The organism is Secundilactobacillus similis DSM 23365 = JCM 2765, assembly GCF_001311075.1.
In the GTDB taxonomy this organism is placed as follows: domain Bacteria; phylum Bacillota; class Bacilli; order Lactobacillales; family Lactobacillaceae; genus Secundilactobacillus; species Secundilactobacillus similis.
On sequence record NZ_BBAD01000048.1, the window covers coordinates 1 to 23358 of the forward strand.

The window sequence follows — 23358 nt, forward strand, 5'->3', positions numbered from 1 at the left end:
TTTGCGTGATTGCGCTTATATGCAACCTTCTGCCTTGTTGTAGCACGTTTCGGCTCGAGGACAGTAACGCTCACAGAGTGCGAAAAGAGACGGTTAGAGACTGGAGCATAGGCCACTTCCACCATAATCCCCGGTCTTTGGGGGTTGTGGTGGAAGTGGCCTATGTGCAAGTCTCTGTCTCTCGTAGCACGTTTCGGCTAGATAAAAGTAACGCTCATCCTCCCCTACCTCAACACCCAACTTTTTCAAAAGTCCGGCCCAATTTTTCAGTAATACCGCACCACCTGCCCCAATAAAACGTAACATCCCCACCTAAACCCGAAAATAGATGGTGTTAAAAGTTTCTCAGCGAAACTTTTAACACCATCTATTGAAAACGGTTACATTTTTCGTTAGACTATAGCTAGACTTTTAATTTTTCTGATGAGGTGGAGTAACAATGACAAAAACATTAGCAATCAACGCTGGCAGTTCAACCCTGAAGTGGAAGCTCTTTTCCATGCCCGATGAGACGGTGATCGCCTCTGGGCTCGTTGACCGCTTGAACTTGCCTGGGTCAATCTTTACGGTTAAGCGCCCAGACGCTGAAAAGTACCAGGTCACTCAGGATAATATTGACTACCGGTTGGCTGCTGCCATGGTACTCTCTCACCTGAAAGAGGCCGGCATCGTGAAGCATTTGCACGAAATCACTGGGATCGGTCACCGGGTCGTTGCGGGTGGCGAAATTTTCGATGATTCAGCCGTGATCACTGATGAATCTTTGAAGCAGATCCACTCACTGGCGCAATACGCCCCACTGCATAACCCAATCGAAGCGCAGTACATTGAGATTTTCCAGCAATTATTGCCGGAAGCTAAGCAAGTTGCTGTATTTGACACATCCCTCTACACCAACATGCCTAAGCTGAACTACTTGTACCCCATTCCATACGAGTACTACGAAAAGTTTGGCGCTCGTAAATACGGCGCTCACGGCACTAGCCACCGTTACGTTGCCCACCGGACCGCTGAACTGTTAGGCAAGCCGCTCGAAGACCTTAAGCTAATCACGTTACACTTGGGTTCTGGTTCTTCAATTTCAGCTTTTGATCACGGCAAAGTTATCGACACATCAATGGGCTTCACCCCACTTGCTGGTGTCATGATGGGGACGCGTTCAGGCGACATCGATGCCTCACTGGTGACTTTCTTGGCCGAAAAGCTCAACATTAACATGAACGAAATGATTGATATTTTAAATCACAAATCAGGTCTGCTAGGTATCTCTCAACTATCCCCTGACCAACGGGACTTGGAAGACGCCGAAGCAACCAATCCACAAGCCAAATTAGCCTTAGATATGTTTGTGAACCGGGTCGTCCGCTACGTTGGGACCTACGTTGCTGAACTTAACGGCTTAGACGCCCTCGTCTTCACTGCCGGCTCAGGCGAAAACGGTATCGGTATGCGTCAACGCATCGCTGACCAACTTAGCTACTTTGGCGTTAAGATCGATCCTGAAAAGAACGACTTCCGGGGTAAGGAACGCGTTGTGAGTCCTGACGATGCGCCCGTTACGGTCATGGTTGTGCCAACTAACGAAGAATTGATGATTGCGCGAGATGTTGCGCGGTTGAGTTAATTGAATATTGATTAATGAGCGAAGCTGACAATTGATTGTTGGCTTCGTTTTTTATGCTGTCGTTTGTGTCCAGCGTAAGGGTTGGGTGCGATTTGGGTGTTGGCTGTTTGTCGTTGCTTCGCTCGCCAAAGCCGCATTGAAAAGCGCTCGTTCCGGCTACAAAATTCGGCGCCACTTAAACTGTTATTTCCAGGCTTCCTGAAGTTATAGAAACTTGTCAACCACGCGCTTTCTGGCCACCACGCCGAATGGTGCTGCGCAAGACTGAGAGCTGCATGTAAGGTGAGTCCGGTAAACCCGCCAGGCCCGGGCGCCTTCACCGGACTCACCTTACACACTGCTCTCAACCCGTCTCGCTCCGCACACTGTCGCTGGACACAAACGAGCCCCAATCACTCGCTAACGCAAGTAACTGGGGCTCGTTACCTTCAAACAGCCTACTTCATATAAGCCGTCTTAAAGTTATAGTTGGCACCGGCTGAGTTGTAGACGATGTCTTTTACATTTTGATTGAGTAACCATGGTGCGGATGACTGGTACAGTGGCGTAATGCCTTGATCCTTCAACAGGATATTTTGGGCTTGAACCATGTCGTCCCAACGCTTTGAGGCGTTGTTGGCATCCGTAGTTGATGACGCCTTGATCAATTGATCGTACTGGCTGTTTGACCAACCAGAGATGTTACTTGGGTTGCCCTTGGTTAAGATGTTCAAGAAGGTAATTGGGTCAGAGAAATCAGCGAACCAACTTGCCAACGTGACTTCATAACTGTGGGAAGCTTGCCGGGCTAACATCGTCCGGAATGGAATATTTTGAACGGAGACCTTCAAGCCTGGTAAGTTCTTCTGCAGGTCACTTTGGAGGTATTCGGCAACCTTCTTACCAGCTTCACTATCTGAAGCGGTAATGGTGAAACTAGGATTTGAAATTCCGGTTTCCTTCAAGCCTTCCTTCCAGAGCTGTTGGGCCTTCTTAGCGTTATACGTCATGACAGAAGTCTTAGCGATATCAGCCGTGAAGTCCTTTCCCGTCTTAGGGTTAGTTGCTAAGCCCTCGGAGACGAAGCTGCCGTTAACAATCGAGCCGTCACCCAGCACTTTGTTGGCGATTTGGTCACGATCAACGGCCATTGAGATGGCTTGACGGATCTTCAAGTTCTTAAACAAGGTCTTCTTTTGGTTAAGGGCCAAGTAGTAACTACTTGATTGTGGCCGTGAGATCAAGTCTTTGTTGTTCTTCAAGTTCTTGGCTTGGTTCCCGGTCAACGGTGCCCCGATTAATTTCTTCGAGTTATATTGGTTCAAGGCCGTTTGGTTATCCTTGACCACTTGGTATTTCACAGCACTCAACTTAACGGCTTTCTTATCCCAGTAAGTGTTGTTCTTCTTGAGCGTCCAAGTTGTCCCCGTCCCGTTCCAGTTGGTTAACTTGAATGGACCGTTGTAAACCATCTTGGCACTGGTCGTACCGTAAGCACTCCCGTATTTGTTAACAACCTTCTCGTTTTGTGGGAAGAACACTGGGAAACCGAGTAGGAGTTTGAAATACGGAATTTGTTGTTCCAAATTAATCTTCAACTGGTACTTGCCCGTTGCCTGAATCCCTAATTGGGTTGGTGACGTCTTGCCGTCCATAATTGAATCAGCGTTCTTGATGCCGCTAAACAGGTAGCTGTACTGTGAAGCCGTCTTAGGATTGACCGTCCGACGCCATGAGTACACGAAGTCCTTCGCGGTCACGGTGTCACCGTTACTCCACTTGGTGTTATGGCGGATGTCAATGGTGTACGTTTTACCACCATTGGTCTGCGTTAACTTAGTTGCCAAAGCAGTCTCCGGCTTACTATTGTTACCCAAACGATAAAGCCCTTCATTGGTGTTATTCAACGCGTCAAAGGTCCCTAAAGCCGTTGACTTGGATAAATCCACCGTCGATAATTCACTGTCCGTTGGCATGGTAAATGTCTGCTTATCACTAGATGAGCTACTTGAACCACACGCACTCAGTAACAGGGCTAGGCCGGCGACTCCGGCAGTCGCCACCCACTTCTGATTCAACTTCATGATGATTCCTCCCAATCCTTTACAACATATAAACCACTAACATTAACAACACGTTAATCATAGTTTAACATAAATATTAGTTTTTTGTCGCTATTTACTAATTATCAGTTAATTAAAACCGCTTTATTCCAATAATTATGCTTCTCGGTGTTGAGTTTATGCAAATACGCATTTTTTCTCAGCATGCTATAATATTGATAACTTAACGACGAAAGAAGGCCCCACCCATGAAATTAAACGTGCCCTGATTGCGCAACGTCCCGAATTACCAACCGGCTGTGAAATTACCGCGGTGACGATGATGCTCCAGTACACTGGTGCCGATGTGAACAAGGTACAACTGGCAAAGGAAATGCCACGCGATGCTGCTGACTGTGATCTTGGCTTTGTTGGCGATCCGTTTACAGATGATGGGAATAGTATTTACCCACCTGCTCTACTAGAGTTGATTACCAAATACGCTGGTCATGCCACTGATTTGACCGGTGCTAGTTTGGCTGAACTCAAGGCACAACTCGACCAGAACAAGCCCGTTGTGATCTGGGTTGGCGAGTTTGATGGTTTTCATACGCATGCGCTGACTTTGATTGGGTATGATGATCAGCACGTGATCGTGAATGACTGTTGGACTGAGGAAGAGACCATTTTGAGTAATGAGCAGTTTGCTGAGATTCGGGCAAATAAGGGGAATCGGGCTGTGGGTTGTAGTTTTTTGATGATAGACAAAATACCGTAGAAGATAGGCTGAACGCCCATTTTCTACGGTATTTTTATGTATTGTGAGGCATCTTTATTTGCTGGGTGCCGCTAGCGACGTTCATTGATGTTACTTTGTTTTCGGCGCTTGTTTGACTTTTGGTTTCCAGATAATCGTTTTTATAGTGCAATTTGTCTGCTTTGATTATTTTCGGCCACCGCGCCGAACGCGCGGAGAGTAGCAGAAGGTTATGTGTAAGAGCAATTAGGCAAAAACCCCAAGCCCAGGGCTTAGTTGAGGCTTAATTGAGGCTTAACTGAGTGCTGCTGGCGACGCTCATTGCGATTACTTTGTTTTCGGCGCTTGTCTAACTTTTGCTTTCCGGATAATCGCTTTTGGCGTGAAGTTTGCTCACGATGATTATTTTCGGCCACCGCGCCGAAACGCGCGGAGAAAAACTGAGAGCTATGTGTAAGGACCGGAAGACAAAAGCCCAAGCCCAGGGCTTTTGTCTTCCGGTCCTTACACGCCGCTCTCAACCCGTTTTCCTCCACGCTCTAAAAAAACTATTTGATGCAGCCCTAGGCGACCCTCACCAAATAGTCTCAATCACACGGCGATGTTCCCGGCATTATCGACCGCTAAATAGGCGCGGCCGGTATTTTTAACCATCACATACGTGTTTAATTTTTGATTCAATTGTTTTCGGAACTTATCAATCAGCTCTTTTGGATCTATCTGCGTTAACCCCTCATAGTACAGTGACTGTACGAACGCATCGTACTCGTCCTCAATGACCTCGCCGACACTCCGCACATCCGTGTAACTTGGTGGATTATTCCCCTTCTTGCGATAACTATCGGGATCTGCCATATCCTGTTCTAACAACGTTGGCGCTACGTGGAGAGAGTCGATCACCGCTGCCGTTTGTGGCAAATGCAGTTGGTCAACGATCTCATCCGGTTCCAATTCGGGCTGAGTCATACTATAATCACTTCTCTCTAATATCATTAGTAAACATTATGCCACGAAACTAAGTCGTTACTGTTAAAAAAGTGATAAAGTTTTGTTAAAATGTCCCACTATGAAAGACAATTGTCCTAAAACCACTAAATCGGCTCGTTTTCCAAAAATCAATGCCGATAATCGTTGTGAAATCAGCTTTCATCAATTATATCTAAATTAGATTGTTTTCAAAGAAGTGTCCTAACTGCCACCTAACACCGCTCTAGTTGGCACATTTCTGTAACATTACTCACGAAAACCAACTAAGCGAACCGCTAATCGTTCCTGCCGAACGCCAAATACCGTTCGCTGACAAAACCGGTTCAGTACCGTCTTCAAGAAAATGGCCACAACGCCCGCAACCTGTGCCCGACTCTCCTGACTCAAATCGGGCTGCCGATACTGAACCGTCAGTATCGCTTGATGCCGCTCATGATCCACCGTTACCCGAACCAATTTCGCGATGCCATACGCCTCACCCTTCATATACGGGACGGTCGTGCGCCACTCATCAGTCCAAGGACTCTGCGACAATAACAATTCGTGAATCGCTGAATCCAACTGTGGGCCGGTTGTGACGTGGCGTTGATTTTGTTGATCCAGCCAATCAATGTAGACCGGCCAAGTGTACGTAAAGGTTGTGGGCATCCGTCTGAACTCCGTTTCGTTAGTTTTCACCAAGTATAGGCCTCCGCCTCAACCAACTTCAAGCGCAAATCTCAAACCGAACCCCCACCGCGCCAAATACCGCTATGTTTACCCCCAAAAGTCGAGTACAATGGGAACAATAGTTTAGATTTGTTTCGAGGGGGAATCACACATTGCGTCGCTACATTGCAGAATTTTTAGGGACCTTTAGTTTAATCTTAATCGGCACCGGGACGGCAGCCCTGACCAACGCCGATCCACTGACTATCAGCCTCGCCTTTGGGCTAACCTTTGCCGCCATGGCCACCATTTTCCAACCGTTCACGGACGGTCAGTTTAACCCAGCTATCACGCTAGGCCAAGCACTCAACAGTAAGCTCCCATGGACTGAAGCACTCTGGGTCGTCCTTAGCCAATTGATTGGCGCCATCCTAGCTTCCGGATTAGTCAGAATCTTAGCCCTTAACCTGGGAAATGCGGCCAATGCGTTGGGCCAAACCACTTCTCGGTTAGACTGGCCAGTCGTGTTACTCACTGAGGGCATTTTAACCACGATTCTCGTCCTTGGTTTCTTGATTCTGGACGATACCGATCATCCGTTAGCCGGCTTTTTCAACGGCATTCTCCTTGCTGCACTGACTCTCGTGGGTTACGGTTTGACCGGCCCCGCTTTAAACCCGGCGCGGGCCCTCGCACCAGCGCTATACGTTGGCAGTGATGCGATTGCGCAGGTTTGGCTGTACATTGTTGGGCCACTACTCGGTGCCGTGGTTGCGGCTGGTATCAACCGTTTCTTTAGAACGACAGATTAAGCCCACATCAAAAAGATCCTGACGCCACTCATTGGCGTTCAGGATCTTTTTGATTACTTAATTGACACGCTTCAAAAACGCTTCAACCTGTTCCGGCGTCGCCCCAACCATCACAGCAGCGCGCAACGGCATGTTCAGCAACATCTGATCATCCGTTGTTTGACCACCCGCAATGGCTTCAAAGGTTTTCGCCAATCCAGACGTTTCAAGCGCCTGCTTGGCCCGTGGATCGTGCAACAAATCGCCCACGTAGGATTCGCTCGTAATGGGTTCAGCATTATCTTGATCACTGGTCAACGCCACTTGTTGGCTTAGTGGTAGGTCGCGACTGTCATGGCCAACCGCAACTAGATAGCTGCCACTATCCAATTGCCAAGTTGCCTTAGCTGGGTTGTACCAGCTGAACGCCCGTTGGTCTAACGTGAAGGACACCGTTGCTGACTTACCAGCTTCAAGGGTGACTTGTTCAAACCCCGCAAGTGTCCGCACTGGCTTTTCGATATGACTTGCCTGATTGCCAACGTAGATCTGAACAGTTTCAGTCCCCGCAACGTCACCGGTATTCGTCACCCGAACCTGGCCGTCAACGTGGTCACCCGCAACCGTGAGCTTTAACTCATCGTATTTAAACTGCGTATAGCTTAACCCGTAACCGAATGGGAACGCCACTGGTAACTGCTTCTTATCGTAGTAGCGGTAGCCCATAAACAGGCCTTCACGGTAAACTTCGCGCGCCGGATCAGCGTTAAAGGTCAGTGTACTTGGCGTATCAGCTAACCGAAGTGGGAAGGTTTCAGCCAAGCGCCCACTTGGTTCACTTGACCGGACAACACGTCCCAAGTCGCTTCACCAACGGCTTCGCCAGCCAAATACGTTTCGAGGATGCCAGCAATTTTGTGCTGCCAAGGCATCAACACGACCGCGCCGTTTTGTAGCACAACGGTCACGTGCTCGTTCACCGCAGCCACCGCTTCGATCAGCTTCGTTTGGTTTTCTGGTAAGGAAAGACTCGTCTTATCGAACCCTTCTGATTCCCGTTCGGCTGGATAACCCGCAAACAAGACCACCTGATCAGCTGATTTAGCGACATTCACAGCCGCTTGAAGTTGTTGGTCATCAACGGTTTCTTGGTCTAACTGATACCCGGCTGCAAACTGAACCTCCGGACGAGCAGCTTGAATCGCTTCGAGCGGCGACACTACCCGGTAAGCATTCACGTGAGAACTGCCGCCGCCTTGGTACCGTGGCGTTTTAGCCAGTGCACCTAAAACTGCTAAGGAACGGTCGGCCTTCAATGGTAAGACTTGGTCGTTATTTTGCAGCAACACCATACTCTTAGCCGCTAACTGACGGGCGTACTTGTGTTGCGCCTCTAAATCGTAAGACTCGACTTCACCGGCTGGTTGTTGCCACTTTGCGACCATCCGTAAAACTCGGACGACTGCGCGGTTAAGCGTACCAATGCCAAGTTCACCGGCGTCAACGGCGTCGATGATTTCTTGAACGGACAGGTCGCCCTTCCCAGGCATTTCGAGGTCCAAGCCGGCCTTTAGTGCGGCAACGTGGTCAGCAACGGCACCCCAGTCAGACATCACGAGACCGTCAAAGCCCCATTCGTCGCGAAGAATCTGGGTCAATAATCGTTGATTCTGGGAGTTCAACGTCCCGTTTATCGCGTTGTACGAGCACATAATGGTTGCGGGATGGCTTTGCTTAACCACCTTTTCAAATGGTGCCAAATACAGCTCCCGCAACGTCCGCTCGTCCATATCAGACGACATCGTAAACCGCTGATTTTCTCGGTTGTTGGCAGCAAAGTGCTTCACACTCACACCAACGCCTTGTTGCTGAACCCCGTTCACGTAGCTGGCAGCCAACTCACCGGCAAGGTACGGATCCTCTGAGAAATACTCAAAGTTCCGCCCTGCCAACGGACTGCGTTTCAGGTTAATACCAGGTCCCAGCAAAACGCCCACTTTTTCGGCACGGGCCGCTTCACCTAAATTGGTGCCCAGTTGCGTCAGCCCAGCCCGGTCAAACGAACAAGCCGTCAGCGATGACGCCGGGAAACAAACCGCGGTGACACTCTGATTCAAGCCCAGCGCATCCGCCGAACTGGCCTGTTTCCGTAACCCAGATGGGCCATCGGTCACCATCATCCGTTGCAGGTTGACCCGCTGATTACCAGCGGTGAACCAGAAATCCTTGCCGGACACTAACGCTGCTTTTTCAGCCAGCGATAACTGTTGGACTAAGTCTTGATCAATTTGCGTCATTTTTTCGATCCTTTCTCATCTTTAATTGCCGTCGCCGGCACCTCTGTTAGGAACTGATACACAGCACCAACGAGGTTCGCATCATTTTGGAACTGACAACTCATAATTTCGGTTTCAATCGCCGCGGCGCCGTGCCGGTGCAGTAAGTCAGACACCCGCTGTTTCACATGAAACAACACGTCTTCGCGACTGGAAATTCCGCCGCCCAACAACAAACGGTCCGGGTTCACACTAACAATCAGATTATAAGCCGCAACACTCAACCAGTGGTACATTTCGTCCAAGCACTGACGAGCACTTCATCGCCCTTGGCAGAACGGTCAAACACCACGTGGGCGTCAACGGGTTGCGGACTCCCGGTCAGTCGGTTATAGCGGTTGGCCATCTTAACCGGGCTCGCAAGTTCACTGAGCGTGTCATCTTGCCCAGTCATGACCATGTAGCCAAATTCTCCGCCGAACTGGTCGTGCCCCGTCCAGATGTGCCCATCTTGAACGATGCTGCCACCGATGCCAGTACCGATAATCATCAATACGGATGACGTCGTTCCGGCAGCGTTTCCCAACCAAGCTTCCGCCAAAGCGGCACAGTTGGCATCGTTTTGAATCGTCACGGGAACGTCGAAGGCTTCCTTCAACGTTGCTTTGATTTCAAATCCGTTGAGGTACTCAACCGCACTCGTCCCGGTAATTTTACCGGCCACTGTGTCGACGCTACCCGGTAAACTGATAGCGACCCCCATGATGGGATGTGGCGCTTCTTGTTTGAGCTTCAGTAACGCCAACAGTAACGCCGTCCAAGTCTCGGGGGTCTCAAAACGCCCCTTACCAGCAAGTTGGCGATTTTGCCAGTAGGCGTATTTAACCGTTGTGCCACCGATATCGATGGCCAACAGCCAGTCTTCAGGCTTGAGTTCAAGCATGTTTAGCCCCGCTTTCAGATAGATCATCACCATTCGTTTCGATCACGTGTTGGTACCAGTAGAAGGAGTCCTTCCGGTACCGGGCAAGGCTACCAGAACCGTCATCGTTACGGTCCACATAAATGAACCCGTAACGTTTCGACAACTGACCGGTACTTGCGGACACGATATCAATGGCACTCCATGGCGTATAGCCCATGACGTCAACGCCATCTTCCACTATGGCGAGCTTCATCTGTTCGATGTGGTCCCGGAGGTACTTGATCCGATACTGGTCATGCACCTGATGGTCGGCTTCCAACTTATCAATGGCACCAATGCCGTTTTCAACGATAAATACGGGCACGTGGTAACGATCATTCATCCAGTTCAGCCCGTAACGCAGACCTTCAGGATCCACTTGCCAGCCCCAGTCTGAGCGTGGCACGTAGGTGTTGGTGACCAAGTCTTCAGATTCGTTGTAAGAGTAGTACTTGTCTTCGTGATCAGAAGCGGCGGTCGCAAACGACATGTAGTAACTGAACCCGAGGTAATCGACGGTACCTTTCTTTAATTCAGCCAAATCTTCTGGCGTGATATCCAAGTTAAACTGTTTGGCTTTTTGATACCGCGTCAACCAACTTGGGTACTCCCCTTCAACCTGCACATCGGAGAACCAGAACCGCGCTTGCATGGCACGTTGAGCCTTCAACACATCCGCTGGCTTATCCGTTGCAGGATAGACTGGCGAGAAGGCAACCATGGCACCAATTTGGAAGTCGGGGTTGATTTTGTGCCCAATTTGAACGGCCCGCGCACTAGCAACCACTTCGTAGTGGCCGGCTTGGTACATCACGGCTTCGGCATTTTCTCCAGGCTTAACTTGAATCCCAGAGTTGGTGAATAACGTAAATTCACGGTTGTAGTTACTCTGGTTGTTGATTTCGTTGAAAGTCAACCAATACTTGACCTTGTCCTTGTAGCGGTTGAACACGGCTTCGGCAAACCGGGTAAAGAAGGTGATTGTCTTCCGGCTCCGGAAACCACCATACTCGGTCACAAGGTGGTACGGCATCTCAAAGTGAGACAGCGTGACAACTGGTTCAATGTTGTACTTGAGGCATTCATCAAACAGGCGGTCGTAAAAAGCTAACCCTTCTTCGTTCGGTTCCGTTTCATCCCCCTGTGGGAAAATTCGTGACCAAGCAATCGACGTCCGGAAACTCTTAAAGCCCATTTCGGCAAACAACTTCACGTCTTCTGGGAACTGGTGGTAAAAGTCCACCGCCTCATGGTTCGGGTAAAATTCACCCTCTTGAACGCCATCCGTGATTCGCCGTTCATCGTGACTCCCAGCAGCGGTCATCACATCGGCAACGCTAAGGCCTTTACCGCCAACGTTATAAGCCCCTTCAACTTGGTGCGCTGCAACGGCGCCACCCCATAGGAAATTCTTTGGTAATTCTGTCATAGTTTGTGCTTCCTCTCTTGTGTCAATTTTTATAGCTTATATTTATGTTCAGTGTAAGTGTTGAGCGAATTTTGGTTGCCAGCTGTTTGTCATCGCTTCGCTCGCCAAAGCCGTATTAAGAAGTAGCGCTCTCAGGATACGAAATTCGACGCCACTTGAACTGTTATTTTCAGGGTTCCTGAAGTGGTAAAAACTTGTCAACCACGCGCTTTCTGGCCACCGCGCCGAATGGTGCTGCGCGAGACTGAGAGCTGCATGCAAGGCGAGTCCGGTAAAACCGCCAGGCCCGGGCGCCTTCACCGGACTCGCCTTGCACACTGCTCTCAACCCGTCTCGCTCCGCACACTAAACATAAAAGGAAGCCCACCCCACATCGGCGGGATAAGCTTCCTCAGTTAAAACGTTCAAGCAAAAACATCAGTGGTGAAGAATCAACCGGGTCCCTTCCATCTGGAGCACACGGTGGATGGCCATGGATGCGCCGCCAAGCAACGTGGCGTAGTGCACATCCTTGGACATAACCAACGGTGGAACAAGTGGTAGGAACGACAGCTTCATCTGCACGTTCTTTAAAATTTCAGGAATCTGATCGATCAATGGTGAGTTGTAGAAGATCATCTGCGGATCATACGAGTTGATCAGGTCACTGGTGACCACCGCCAGATAGTAGCAGAATTGCTCAATTAGGCGAGTGATGGCCGTGTCCTCTCGGTTATAATCCGTCACCAACATGTCTAAGTCGTACTTCGGGTTCTTTTTCAGTAACGCCGCTTTACGTAACAGGGCTGCTTGCGACCACTCTGAACTAAAGTTCGGCAATCGCGTTAGTCGCTTGTTCTTAGCCACGTCGGGTAAGATGATTCGGCCAATTTCACCGGCCTGACCGTAGTTACCCGTGTACAGGTGCGCGTTGATAACGATGCCGGCGCCAACGCCTTCGTGGATGCTGACGGACACCAGGTTTTGAAGTTCTTGCTTACTGTAATCTTCTTCGAAAATTGCGGATAAGTTGGCTTCATTTTCAACGATCACTGGCACATCGTATTTGTTTTGAAAATACTCTGCCAAATCAACGTCCTCGTAATCGACGAACGGTGATGACACGATATCGCCTTGATAGACGACCCCAAAGACCGCAATTGAAATCGCCTGCAGGCCGTTGGTCATCTCAAACTCAGGGAGCTGATTGATCAGTTCTTCCATTTTTCCCAAGGTCACTGAAATCGGTTGATTATCAATTTGATCGACACTGTACTCGAGCACCCGACCGTCCATCTTAGTCGCTACCATCTCAACCTCAGTACCAGAGATACTGAAATTGATCACGTACCCGTACTCCGCGTTATATTCCACCAACTCGGGTTTTCGGCCACTAGCACCAGAAGAGGTTCGCACTTCCCCCAGACTCTTCACGATTTGTCGTTCAATCAGCTGCCCGACAATATCGGAAACCGTCACCTTATTTAACCCCAGTTTTTTGGAAATTTCGTTTCTGGAAATCGGACCATTATTGATAACGGCCGCTAGCACGGACCGCTCGTTGTAGTCGCGCATAATGTCTTTATTAATAATCATCTAGTTTCGCTCGCTTTTCTTAAATTTAGCCTTCAGCGTTTTCCTTAGCGTGCTTTGCAGCCAAGTCGCCTTGCATCTTCTTTTCGATTCCATCTACATGATAGAACAATAATGCAATTGCTGAAAGGCCAAATCCAAGCAATGGTACCCAAATGTAGTTCATTTCGATCCCGTGAAGCGCAGTAGCAGTTTGGGTGTGGTTAGCAACGTAACCTGATGAAGCCAAGATAGCACCGGTGATGGCACCGCCGATACCCATCCCAAGTTTAGCTGAGAAGCTTGAGAATGAGGTAACGATCCCTTCAGCCCGGACACCGTTGACCCATTCGCCGTAATCCACGGCATCGGCCAACATAACGGCGATCAAGCCCGAAACATAACCAGTACCTAAGTAACCCACGATTGTAGCGAAGATGATCATGCCAACGCTCAAGTGTGAAGCACCCAAGCTCAAGAGTAATTGACCAACACAGGCGAGGATCATCCCACCTAACATGGTGTTACGCTTACCAATCAACTTAGCAGTGGCTGGCGTCAAAACAACGGCAACCAAGGCAACTAATTGCAAACTCAAAACTAATGAAGCGATACTTGCATCGTGCATGTTGTACTTGAAGAAATAAACCGTAACTTGTGAACGGGTTTGCATCCCCAACCAGTAAATGAAGTTGATGAAAATGATGATGGCCCATGGCCAGTTCTTACGAAGCGCTTTCAAAGATTCCTTAATTGGAATTGATTGACGAGAGCTCTTGGTTTGAACCCGTTCGTGCGTGTTTTTGAACACGATTCCGAAGAGAATGACAACGATAACCCCAACGATCAAAGCCCAAATGAACCAGCCGTGAGCGCTAGTGGTTGAACCGCCGCCGAAGAAGGCAACCATCCTAAGGTGATCCCAGTGATGATCGTGGCCCCAGCAGTTCCCATAAATTGACGAATCGTTGATAACGTGACCCGTTCTTGTGGGTTACTTGTTAATGATGGCAAAATTGAAGTAATGGGAATGTTAACCGCTGAGTAGAGAATATCAACACCAATGTAAGTGACGTAAGCCCAAATCAACTTACCCGTTAAACTCAAGTTTGGTGTGGTGAACACTAACACACAGAAGACGGCAAACGGAATCGAGAACCATAACCAGTACGGCCGACTCTTGCCCCACTTGGTATGCGTATGGTCGATCATGATCCCCCAGAATGGACCATCAAACGCATCGACGATCCGAGCAACTAAGAACAAAGTCCCAACGGCTGCCGCACTGATACCGAAAGTATCGGTGTAGAAGATCATTAGGTACGTCCCAACCATTTGGAAGGACAAGTTACATGCGAAATCGGATAAACTATAGGAGAAACGTTCCTTCCATGCGACCTGATTCTTTTGATCAGCTGGCACATCGGACGGATTTGAGACATTTTGACTCATAATCAACACCTCGTGTTTGTATTGGATGATTAATAAATTCAACTTTCTAAAAGAAATCCTACTGTAACCGCTTTCGATTGTCAAGATTATTTTAAAAGTCAATTAACGTCAAATACCGTCTATATAATGAAGAAACCGGTTTATTACAAAATAAAAATTCTTGAAAGCGTTGACAAAACAGCGGTTTCAATTTACACTGATCGTGATAATTAATAAATTCAATTTCTAAATACCAAATTTAAGAGGTGCTTTTTGAATGAAGTTTACTGATGGTTACTGGCTAGACCGACCTCAATATGAGATTCAGTCACCAAAAGAAGTCTATGAATTTGATAAGACCGACGATAAGTTAACGTTATACGCCCCATTCAAGTATATCAACGAACGTGGCGATCAACTTAACCTCGGGATGTCAACGATCGAGTTAACGTCTCCTATGGAAGGCGTTATCGGTGTTAAGTTAATCCACTTTGATCAAGAGCAGAATGGTCCTTCGTATCAATTGGAAAATGAACAACCAAACATCGATATCAAAACGACCGATTCAGAAGTTTCCTTAACTTCTGGTTCATTGACCGTTAAAGCCCCATACAAAGGCCACTTCGAACTCGACTTCTTGCACGATGGCAAGACCATTACTAAGTCGATGGAAAAGGCTGAAGGCGTCATCTTAGATAAGTCAACTGGCAAACACTACATGCGTGAACAACTTTCCATGGGTGTTGACGAATTGATTTACGGCTTAGGCGAACGCTTTGGTTCTCTTGTAAAGAACGGCCAAACTGTTGACGTTGTCAACAAAGATGGTGGGACTGGTAGCGAACAAGCTTACAAGAACATTCCATTCTACTTAAGTAGCGAAGGCTACGGGGTATTTGTTAACCAACCTGAAACCGTTTCGTTTGAAGTGGCTTCTGAAAACGTTGACCGGACTCAATTCAGTATCGAAGGCGAATCACTTCAATACTTCGTCATTGATGGCCCTACCCCTAAAGAAGTGCTTAACAAGTACACCCGCCTGACTGGTAAGGTTTCCTTGCCACCAGCATGGTCATTCGGCCTCTGGTTATCAACTTCATTCACCACTGATTACAGTGAAGAAACCGTTTTGAAGTTTATCGATGGCATGGCAGAACGCAACATTCCACTAGATGTCTTCCACTTTGACTGCTACTGGCAAAAAGGATTTGAATGGTGCACATTGCTCTGGGATCGCGATCAATTCCCAGATCCAGAAGGTTTGATCAAGAAGATCCACGACCGCGGCATCAAAGTCTGTGTCTGGATTAACCCATACATCGCTCAAAAGTCCGTCCTCTTTAAGGAAGGCCGCGATAATGGTTACTTCATCAAGCGTAAGAACGGTACGGTTTGGCAATGGGATCTCTGGCAAGCTGGCAACGGCTTCGTCGACTTCACTAACCCAGACGCCGTTAAGTGGTACCAAAGCAAGTTAAAGGCCCTGCTTGACATGGGCGTTGACTGCTTCAAGACCGACTTTGGTGAACGGATCCCCGTTGACGACGCTGTCTTCTTCGATGGCTCTGATCCAAAGCGCGAACACAACTACTACACTTACCAGTACAACGAAACGGTCTTCAGCCTGATTCAACAAGAAAAAGGCGCCGACCAAGCGACGGTATTTGCTCGTTCAGCAACTGCCGGTTCACAAAAATTCCCAGTTCACTGGGGTGGCGACTGCTTGAGCCGTTACAAGTCAATGGCTGACTCCCTTCGTGGTGGCTTGTCATTCTTGCTTTCCGGCTTCGGTTTCTGGGCTCACGATATCAGTGGGTTCGAAGAACAAGCAACGCCTGATCTGTACAAGCGTTGGACCAATTTGGCTTACTGAGTTCCCACTCTCGTTACCATGGTAGTGGCCAGTACAAGGTGCCGTGGGTCTTTGATGAAGAAGCTGTCGACAACACTCGTAAGTTCGTTGACTTGAAGTTGTCATTGATGCCATACCTCTTCGATGAAGCGGTTAACACCAGTGAAACTGGTACGCCATTGATGCGTCCCCTCTTCTTGGAATACGCTAACGACCGCAACACTTACCACCTTGAACAACAATACATGTTAGGTAGCAAGTTGTTAGTTGCCCCAATCTTCAACGCTGAAGGCGACGTTCGTTACTACTTGCCAGCAGGTCGTTGGACTAACATCTTGACTGAAAAGACGTACGACGTGGCTACCGGCGAATGGTTCTCCGAAAACTACGATATGTTGACCTTGCCTGTTTTGGCTCGCGAAAACAGTATCCTGTTACGGAACCCTAACGCTAAGCACGCACAATACGATTACACTGACGCTCCTGACATCAACATCTACGAACTCGCTGACGGTGCAACCGCTACGACTCGCGTTGTTGATCAAAAGGGTAAGGCTGCTGGGAACGTTTCAGCTACTCGTCAAGGCAACACTGTGACGGTTAAGGCTGACGGTCTCAAGGGTAGCTCAAAGGTTTACGTCCACGCTGACGGTGCTGTTAAGGAATTCAAACTTGATGGCCAATCTGGTGAATTTAACCTTTAATATCTGAGTTTAAAAAGTGGTTCTTCCTGTGAGGAGAGCCACTTTTTTGAGAGTGAGCCAAAACTCGGTTAGGGCCCAGAATATAAGTAAAACAAGCCGTGGATTCCTGGTTTTGGAATCTACGGCTTGTTTTACTTATATGGCCGGGACCTGAGTTTTGGCGCAGATTTTGGCTAGATAACCGTCTTGAAATTAAATAAAACGCTTAATCAATTTTGAGTTAAGAACTCAGTTCGATCGTTACCAATATCACCTTTCTCCTAATCATTTTTGTATGCCGCTTCTCCCCTTTTCACATTGCAACCAAAGTGTCGTTATTTGACCCATACTTCAGCGTAATCATCAACTAAAATAGTTTGCCATTTTCTGGACAAATCAAACGACAAACCAATGATAAAGCTATATACTATTAGTAACCATAATCGTTACTTTTTCAGTTTTATAGTAACGACTAACTGGCCGGATCTTTGGAGGATTCTACAAATAATGCGCAAGGGGAGCATTCATATGACAAATGAAAAAGTACACTACAAGATGTATAAGGACGGGCGTACTTGGGTTTTTGCGGCGATTACCGTTGCCACGTTAGGACTGGGAATCGTAACGGGCACCGGGGTAACCGCACACGCAGATAACACAGATACCGGTGTAACGGCTACGGGAGCCACTGACACCACGTCTGGAACGACCGCGACACTGGGTACTAACACTGGTAGCCAGGATACATCAGCTACTAATGGTGCAGATGCTAGTGGTACTACCGATCAGGACTCATCAGCGACTAACGTAGACACTGGTGACTCTACCGATCCAAGTGCGACACAAACCGACGCACCAGTTGAACCAGCCACTACCGCTGTACCAACTTCGGCACCAGTGGCAGCACCACAAACGACTGATGCGCAAACGGCAACCAAATACCTAGCTAATGCACAGTCGCAACCAGCAATCGTTGATCAAGGTTCCACCAATGCAACCAAGTCAACCGATGGCGCGGTCGCAACAGCTAATGGTAGCAACGGGGTAACCGTTGGTGCCTACTGGACTGCCGAAAACGGTGACGGCGATGTCACGCAAAGCATTAGCCAGGGTAGCAACGACAAATCCTATTCGACAATCTCATCATCAGCGAAAAATATTCAATCGCACTTTACGTTTGGCAACACCAGTGATACCGATATCACGACCGGTGGAGTTTATTTGCTTACACCATATGCTAACTACACATCGGATATCGCAGACGGCAATAACGACCCACATTTTGAAACTAACATGACGGCTGATGAAGTGCGTGCTAGTTTACCAACTGGATTTACGGCGACCTTCTCACAAAAAGGTGGGCAATATAACATTGCTGCCGATCAATTAACTGATGATCAAGTTGCCACCCTAGTCGGCGTTGAGTTGAAGGGTACGATTGCCGCCGGAAAAACGTATAGTGTGACTTGGAACCAAAGCTTGATCAACGATGGCGATAACGCACGCGTTGCAGATACTTACACCTTGTACTTAAGTCCTAATGGCTTGATTGACCCAGATGCGAGTGCGTACGCTAATGTTTGGTCGCAAACGATGCCAGTTGAGGACGACACAGTAACGATAACGACAACCTTTGGGAACAGTAACGCTAGTGCGGATGTGACGCAGACTTCGGATGGCGTCAACGACAACCGGGTCACTAACGCTGCTTATTTTGATGTTGATAAGGATGACGTTAATAATATTACTGCGGGCTTTACCGTAGCTAACGAAACTGATAACTATAATCAAACGAACGTGGCGCTCATGTTGCCAGGACTATATGCGTATAACGCCCAGAAAGATCCTTTATTCACCATTGACGCAAGTAAAGTCGATGAAAGTACGTTTACCAGTGCCTTTCCGAGTGATGCGGTAATTTTATATTCAGTTGATGCTGGTGTCTACCTCAGTCTATCAGAGCTAAAAGCAGCCCATCCCGATTTTTCATGGGATCAGTTACTTGCATTTCAAGTTCAGGGAACATTAGACGCACACACTTCGTATCAAATTAACTTACCGATGACTTACGTTAATCAGGATCAAACCGATTTAAAACCTACTGTCGTGAATGCTTCAACGGGTATTTTCGCCTATAATCTCAATGGTGATTGGGTTGGGGATATCCAAAGCGACTTAAACTTAGTTAAAGCCTATGATTTCAAATTAGACGGTCACTACTTTGGGGTCTACGTCAACCCTGATGGCTCATACACGCTGGCAGGAATTGACCTTCAAAACCTGATGCCGGAGATTAATAAAGCCGACATTTTGGTCTCCAATGATGATTACCTTCACGAGGACCAAAACGCTGCCAACACCACGCTTTACACTGGTGGCTACGAGATTATTCCGTTGGCAAAGATTCAAGCTATTTTGGTTCAACATGGTTACACGGTTCAATTAAATGCCGACGGGACTCCAATGGCAAACTACGTATACGACACGGGACTGCCCCTAGCAACGACCTACGATTCAACTGATGGCACCGTCAAGGGTGTGGCTAACGCAACTAACGCAAATGGCCTTGTCTCGGTCATTAAAGTCCTTAGTACCCACGACTCAACCCTTCAGGCAACTAAAGGCACAACGGTAACGCTTAACGATAATTTTGATGGCGTTGGTACGTCCTCGGAATATACAGCTAACGCGGCTAATGTTATCGCTACCCTTAGCGATCCAGATGGCGTTCTTAAAGATAATGGCGATGGCACGTACTCAGTTCTGAAACCAGGCCAATACACCGTTACGTACAGTCTCGCTATTTCAGACGCCGTAACAGTCACGAGACAGGCTACGGTTACCGTTGATCCAAAAATCACGTACGGTACCCACACGACGACGCGAACCATTAACTTTGTGAACGAAGATGGCACAACGAATGCCAACACACCGGTGACGCAAACCGCAACCTATAAAACCACGACGAATCAACTAACAGGCGAAACCGTTTATACGGTTCAAAATGCCTACTACGAGGCTCAAGTTCCCGTTGAAGCAGGCTACGAGGCTGACACGGACACCATCGCTCAACAAGCACTCGGGGCAACGAACGTGACGCCAGCGGATTCCACAATCACGGTACACTATACGCCAACTTACACGTATGGCGCAGCCACTTCCACGCGGACGATCAATTTCGTGAATAGTGATGGGACAACAGCTAGCGTAGCACCAATCATTCAAACGATTAACTATAAGACGGCAACTAAGGATGCCACTGGCGAAACGGTCTACACGCCGGCTGGCGCCTACTATGAAGTTTCAGTACCAACGCAAACAAACTACACGCCTCAACAAGCAACCGTATCGCAACAAGCCGTTGGCGCTAGCACCACGGCCCCTACCAATACCACGGTAACCGTAACGTACGACCCAACTTCGACTTACGGTACCGCCACTTCCACCCGGACGATTAACTTCGTCAACGCGGATGGCACGACTAATTCACAGGCACCGGTCGTTCAAACGATTACCTATAAGACGGTCACGAACGCCGTTACTGGCGAGACCGTTTACACACCACAAGGAGCTTACTATCAATATCAAGTTGCACCTCAAACAGGCTACGCTGCTGACAAACAGGTGATTGCGCAAGAAGCCGTTGGCGCAACCAATGTGGCACCAACTAATTCAAACGTGACGGTTACCTACACACCAACTTACACGTATGGCACAGCGACCTCAACGCGGACCATTAACTTCGTGAACAGCGATGGGACTACCAGTGTTGACCCAATCGTCCAAACCATCACCTACAAGACGGCGACTAAGGATGCCACTGGCGAAACGGTCTACACGCCAGCTGGTGCCTACTATGAAGTTTCAGTGCCAACGCAGGCAAACTACACACCTCAACAAGCGACTGTAGCACAACAGGCCGTTGGCGCTAGCACCACGGCCCCTACCAATACCACGGTAACTGTAACGTACGACCCAACTTCGACTTACGGTACCGCCACTTCAACGCGGACAATCAACTTCGTCAACGCAGATGGCACGCCTAATCCACAGGCGCCGGTCGTTCAAACCATTACCTACAAGACAGTCACGAACGCCGTTACTAGCGAGACTGTTTACACACCACAGGTGCTTACTATCAATATCAAGTTGCACCTCAAACCGGCTATGCTGCTGACAAACAGGTGATTGCGCAAGAAGCCGTTGGCGCAACTAACGTGGCACCAACCAATTCAACTGTGACGGTTACCTACACGCCAACCTACACGTATGGCACAACGACCTCAACGCGGACAATCAACTTTGTAAATACAGACGGCACCGATAACGGTATTTCACCAGTTGTTCAAACGATTACGTACAAAACTGTGACAAGCGATGCGACTGGCGAAACCGTTTATACGCCACAAGGGGCTTACTACGAAGTCCAAGTACCAACCCAAACTGGCTATACCGCCAACCAAACTACGGTCGCTCAAACCGCAGTCGGCGCACTGGCAACGACACCGGAAAATACAACGGTGACCGTTACCTACACCAAGAACGCGACGACTGACCCAGGTGATGGCGGTTCAACCACTGATCCGGATAATGGTGGCTCAACAACCAATCCTGACAATGGCGGTACAACGACACCTGATAACGGTGGTACGACGACACCTGGCAACGGTGATTCAGCCACTGGTTCTGACAATGGTGAAACGACCACTGCACCGGCCGACAATGATACTACCAGCACTAACGGTGGCTCAACAACCACTGCACCTAGTAAGAATAGTACGGCTACCACACCAGAAAACGGTGACGCAACCACGGTTCCTGAGGCTGACTCAACAACTACGGGTGAGCCTGATAACGGTACTATTACAACTAACGATAATTCTCAGCCTACCCGTGTCGATGAGCAATTCGCCAAAGGTGTTGCAGCGACCTCAAGTGAGTCAACGATAACGACTCAAACTGGTGCTGCCAAGCAAGCTTCGTCAACTGCTCACCTACCACAAACTAACGAAACCAAGACCCAAGCTACTACTATGATTGGACTGTCACTACTAGGCTTAATGAGTGTGTTTGGCCTAGCACGGAAACCTAGACGGAAAGAATAGGTTTAGTCTGAGCTATTGAAAAATACCATGCCTTGAATTTTGGGGCATGGTATTTTTTGTGTGGCAAATTTTTTCAAATGATCACTGCTGAAGTTCAAGCAACCATTACGACAACGCAAAAAGCACGATCTTCCCCTACTTTACGGGAAGGTCGTGCTTTTGTTGAATCTGGCTAACGTTTATTTGTCACCGTCGCATCATCCTTCTTCTTGCGCTTGAAGCCAAACAGTCTCAAGAACGCTAACCCTAACGCTGCCAACCCGGTGACAGGTGCCACTGGTGACGTTGTTTCGTCCGTTTGAGGTAGTTTCTCACCACTTTGGTTAGTTGTCTGAGTTGCATTGGTATCGCTCTTAGCCGAGGCCTGAGCCTGATCAGAAGCCGTATTGGTTTCTGAATTCAAGACCGTTGCATCCAAATGCACACCGTGAGCATGCTGCCCATTTTCAACGGACAGGTTATCAACTTGATCATTTGCCGAATCAGTAATGATTGTATCATCTGCTGAATCGGTAATAATCGTGTCGTCCTCCGTCCCGCTGTCCGACGTTCCGTGTCCTGCTGTGCTACTTGAAGCACTGCCGGATTTACCAGTAGTCGTGCTTTCTGAACCGCTCACAGCAGTGTCATTGCTAGAATCACTAACGATTACGTCATCGTTTGATGTTGACTCGCTATCGCTCAATCTCGTTGATTCTGAGGTTGATAAGCCAGTCGAATCAGAAGTCGTAACCACATCGGAGTCTGATGAAACTAGACTTTCGGACATCAACCGTGACGATGACTCACTAGCTGAAACGGAAGCTGATATGAAGGTACTTTCCGAAATTGATGCACTAGTGGAAAGCGATTCGGATGCACTATCTGAAATAGAAATCGAGTTGACATCAGAAAGTGATTCACTAGCCGATGTTGAGATTGACGTCGATAAGTTATCAGATATCGAATTACTGTCAGAAATCGAAGTCGATCGTGATAAATTGGCTTCCCGAGATCTTGATGCAGATTGGCTTTCAGACACAGAGTCGGATGTTGAAACCGATTCGCTGTCGGAAACAGAACCGCTGACTGATTCACTGTCTGAGACGGAACCACTTACTGATTCGCTATCGGAGATTGATGCTGACTCACTCCCTGATTCGCTATCAGAGACAGAACCGCTGACTGATTCACTATCAGAAACCGAGACCAAATACTGATTCACTATCTGAGACGGAACCACTTATCGATTCGCTATCA

The 23358-nt window shown here is 48.3% G+C and carries 14 protein-coding genes and 3 pseudogenes; 7 read left to right on the forward strand and 10 right to left on the reverse strand.

Annotated elements, in window-relative coordinates; genetic code table 11:
- Positions 1–439: 439 nt before the first annotated feature.
- Complete coding sequence (locus tag JCM2765_RS10755; RefSeq protein ID WP_054736708.1) at positions 440–1624, forward strand: acetate/propionate family kinase; 1185 nt, start codon at positions 440–442, stop codon at positions 1622–1624.
- A gap of 437 nt (positions 1625–2061) precedes the next feature.
- On the opposite strand, the gene JCM2765_RS10760 is transcribed toward JCM2765_RS10755, so the two are convergent.
- Entirely contained in the window at positions 2062–3687 is a 1626-nt protein-coding gene (locus JCM2765_RS10760) for a peptide ABC transporter substrate-binding protein (protein WP_054736710.1), read from the reverse strand.
- A 298-nt stretch (positions 3688–3985) separates the two neighbouring features.
- On the opposite strand from JCM2765_RS10760, the gene JCM2765_RS10765 reads away from it, so the two are divergent.
- The gene (locus tag JCM2765_RS10765) at positions 3986–4423 is read left to right on the forward strand and encodes a C39 family peptidase (protein WP_439646167.1); all 438 of its coding nucleotides are present in this window, start codon (positions 3986–3988) and stop codon (positions 4421–4423) included.
- A 570-nt stretch (positions 4424–4993) separates the two neighbouring features.
- On the opposite strand, the gene JCM2765_RS10775 is transcribed toward JCM2765_RS10765, so the two are convergent.
- Positions 4994–5368, reverse strand: a complete 375-nt coding sequence (locus tag JCM2765_RS10775; RefSeq protein WP_054736718.1) for a hypothetical protein — start codon at positions 5366–5368, stop codon at positions 4994–4996.
- Between the two features lie 267 nt (positions 5369–5635).
- The gene (locus JCM2765_RS10780; protein ID WP_054736720.1) at positions 5636–6070 is read right to left on the reverse strand and encodes a hypothetical protein; all 435 of its coding nucleotides are present in this window, start codon (positions 6068–6070) and stop codon (positions 5636–5638) included.
- A gap of 140 nt (positions 6071–6210) precedes the next feature.
- On the opposite strand from JCM2765_RS10780, the gene JCM2765_RS10785 reads away from it, so the two are divergent.
- Positions 6211–6849 (forward strand): MIP/aquaporin family protein, encoded by a 639-nt coding sequence (locus JCM2765_RS10785; protein ID WP_054736722.1) that lies wholly within the window; start codon positions 6211–6213, stop codon positions 6847–6849.
- 57 nt (positions 6850–6906) lie between these two features.
- Here JCM2765_RS10785 and JCM2765_RS10790 read toward each other — a convergent pair.
- The 6 genes and pseudogenes from JCM2765_RS10790 to JCM2765_RS10815 form a co-directional block, all read right to left on the reverse strand.
- Positions 6907–9125 (reverse strand): annotated as a pseudogene (locus tag JCM2765_RS10790) (glycoside hydrolase family 3 C-terminal domain-containing protein).
- Positions 9122–9400, reverse strand: coding sequence for an ROK family protein (locus tag JCM2765_RS19290; protein WP_263849419.1), 279 nt, complete (start codon positions 9398–9400; stop codon positions 9122–9124). Before JCM2765_RS19290 ends, JCM2765_RS10790 begins: the two are co-directional and overlap by 4 nt.
- The gene (locus JCM2765_RS10795) at positions 9385–10047 is read right to left on the reverse strand and encodes an ROK family protein (RefSeq protein ID WP_263849417.1); all 663 of its coding nucleotides are present in this window, start codon (positions 10045–10047) and stop codon (positions 9385–9387) included. Before JCM2765_RS10795 ends, JCM2765_RS19290 begins: the two co-directional genes overlap by 16 nt.
- On the reverse strand, positions 10040–11497 hold the full coding sequence (locus tag JCM2765_RS10800) for a 6-phospho-beta-glucosidase (protein WP_054736724.1): 1458 nt from the start codon (positions 11495–11497) through the stop codon (positions 10040–10042). The genes JCM2765_RS10795 and JCM2765_RS10800 overlap by 8 nt, the downstream gene beginning before the upstream one ends.
- A 417-nt stretch (positions 11498–11914) precedes the next feature.
- A complete protein-coding gene (locus tag JCM2765_RS10810; protein ID WP_054736727.1) occupies positions 11915–13072 on the reverse strand; it encodes an ROK family transcriptional regulator in 1158 nt (385 codons plus the stop codon).
- A 25-nt stretch (positions 13073–13097) separates the two neighbouring features.
- A pseudogene (locus tag JCM2765_RS10815) lies at positions 13098–14500 on the reverse strand (MFS transporter).
- A 256-nt stretch (positions 14501–14756) separates the two neighbouring features.
- On the opposite strand from JCM2765_RS10815, the pseudogene yicI reads away from it, so the two are divergent.
- From yicI to JCM2765_RS18790, 3 genes and pseudogenes are all read left to right on the forward strand, one after another.
- Positions 14757–17035, forward strand: a pseudogene (yicI, locus tag JCM2765_RS10820) (alpha-xylosidase).
- A 507-nt stretch (positions 17036–17542) separates the two neighbouring features.
- Entirely contained in the window at positions 17543–21202 is a 3660-nt protein-coding gene (locus JCM2765_RS10825) for a mucin-binding protein (RefSeq protein ID WP_054736729.1), read from the forward strand.
- Complete coding sequence (locus JCM2765_RS18790) at positions 21199–22119, forward strand: LPXTG cell wall anchor domain-containing protein (protein WP_054736731.1); 921 nt, start codon at positions 21199–21201, stop codon at positions 22117–22119. Before JCM2765_RS10825 ends, JCM2765_RS18790 begins: the two co-directional genes overlap by 4 nt.
- A gap of 172 nt (positions 22120–22291) precedes the next feature.
- On the opposite strand, the gene JCM2765_RS10835 is transcribed toward JCM2765_RS18790, so the two are convergent.
- The gene (locus JCM2765_RS10835; protein WP_054736733.1) at positions 22292–22738 is read right to left on the reverse strand and encodes an LPXTG cell wall anchor domain-containing protein; all 447 of its coding nucleotides are present in this window, start codon (positions 22736–22738) and stop codon (positions 22292–22294) included.
- Between the two features lie 10 nt (positions 22739–22748).
- Here JCM2765_RS10835 and JCM2765_RS10840 point away from each other — a divergent pair, with 10 nt between their 5' ends.
- On the forward strand, positions 22749–23318 hold the full coding sequence (locus JCM2765_RS10840) for a hypothetical protein (RefSeq protein WP_162231414.1): 570 nt from the start codon (positions 22749–22751) through the stop codon (positions 23316–23318).
- Positions 23319–23358 lie beyond the last annotated feature (40 nt).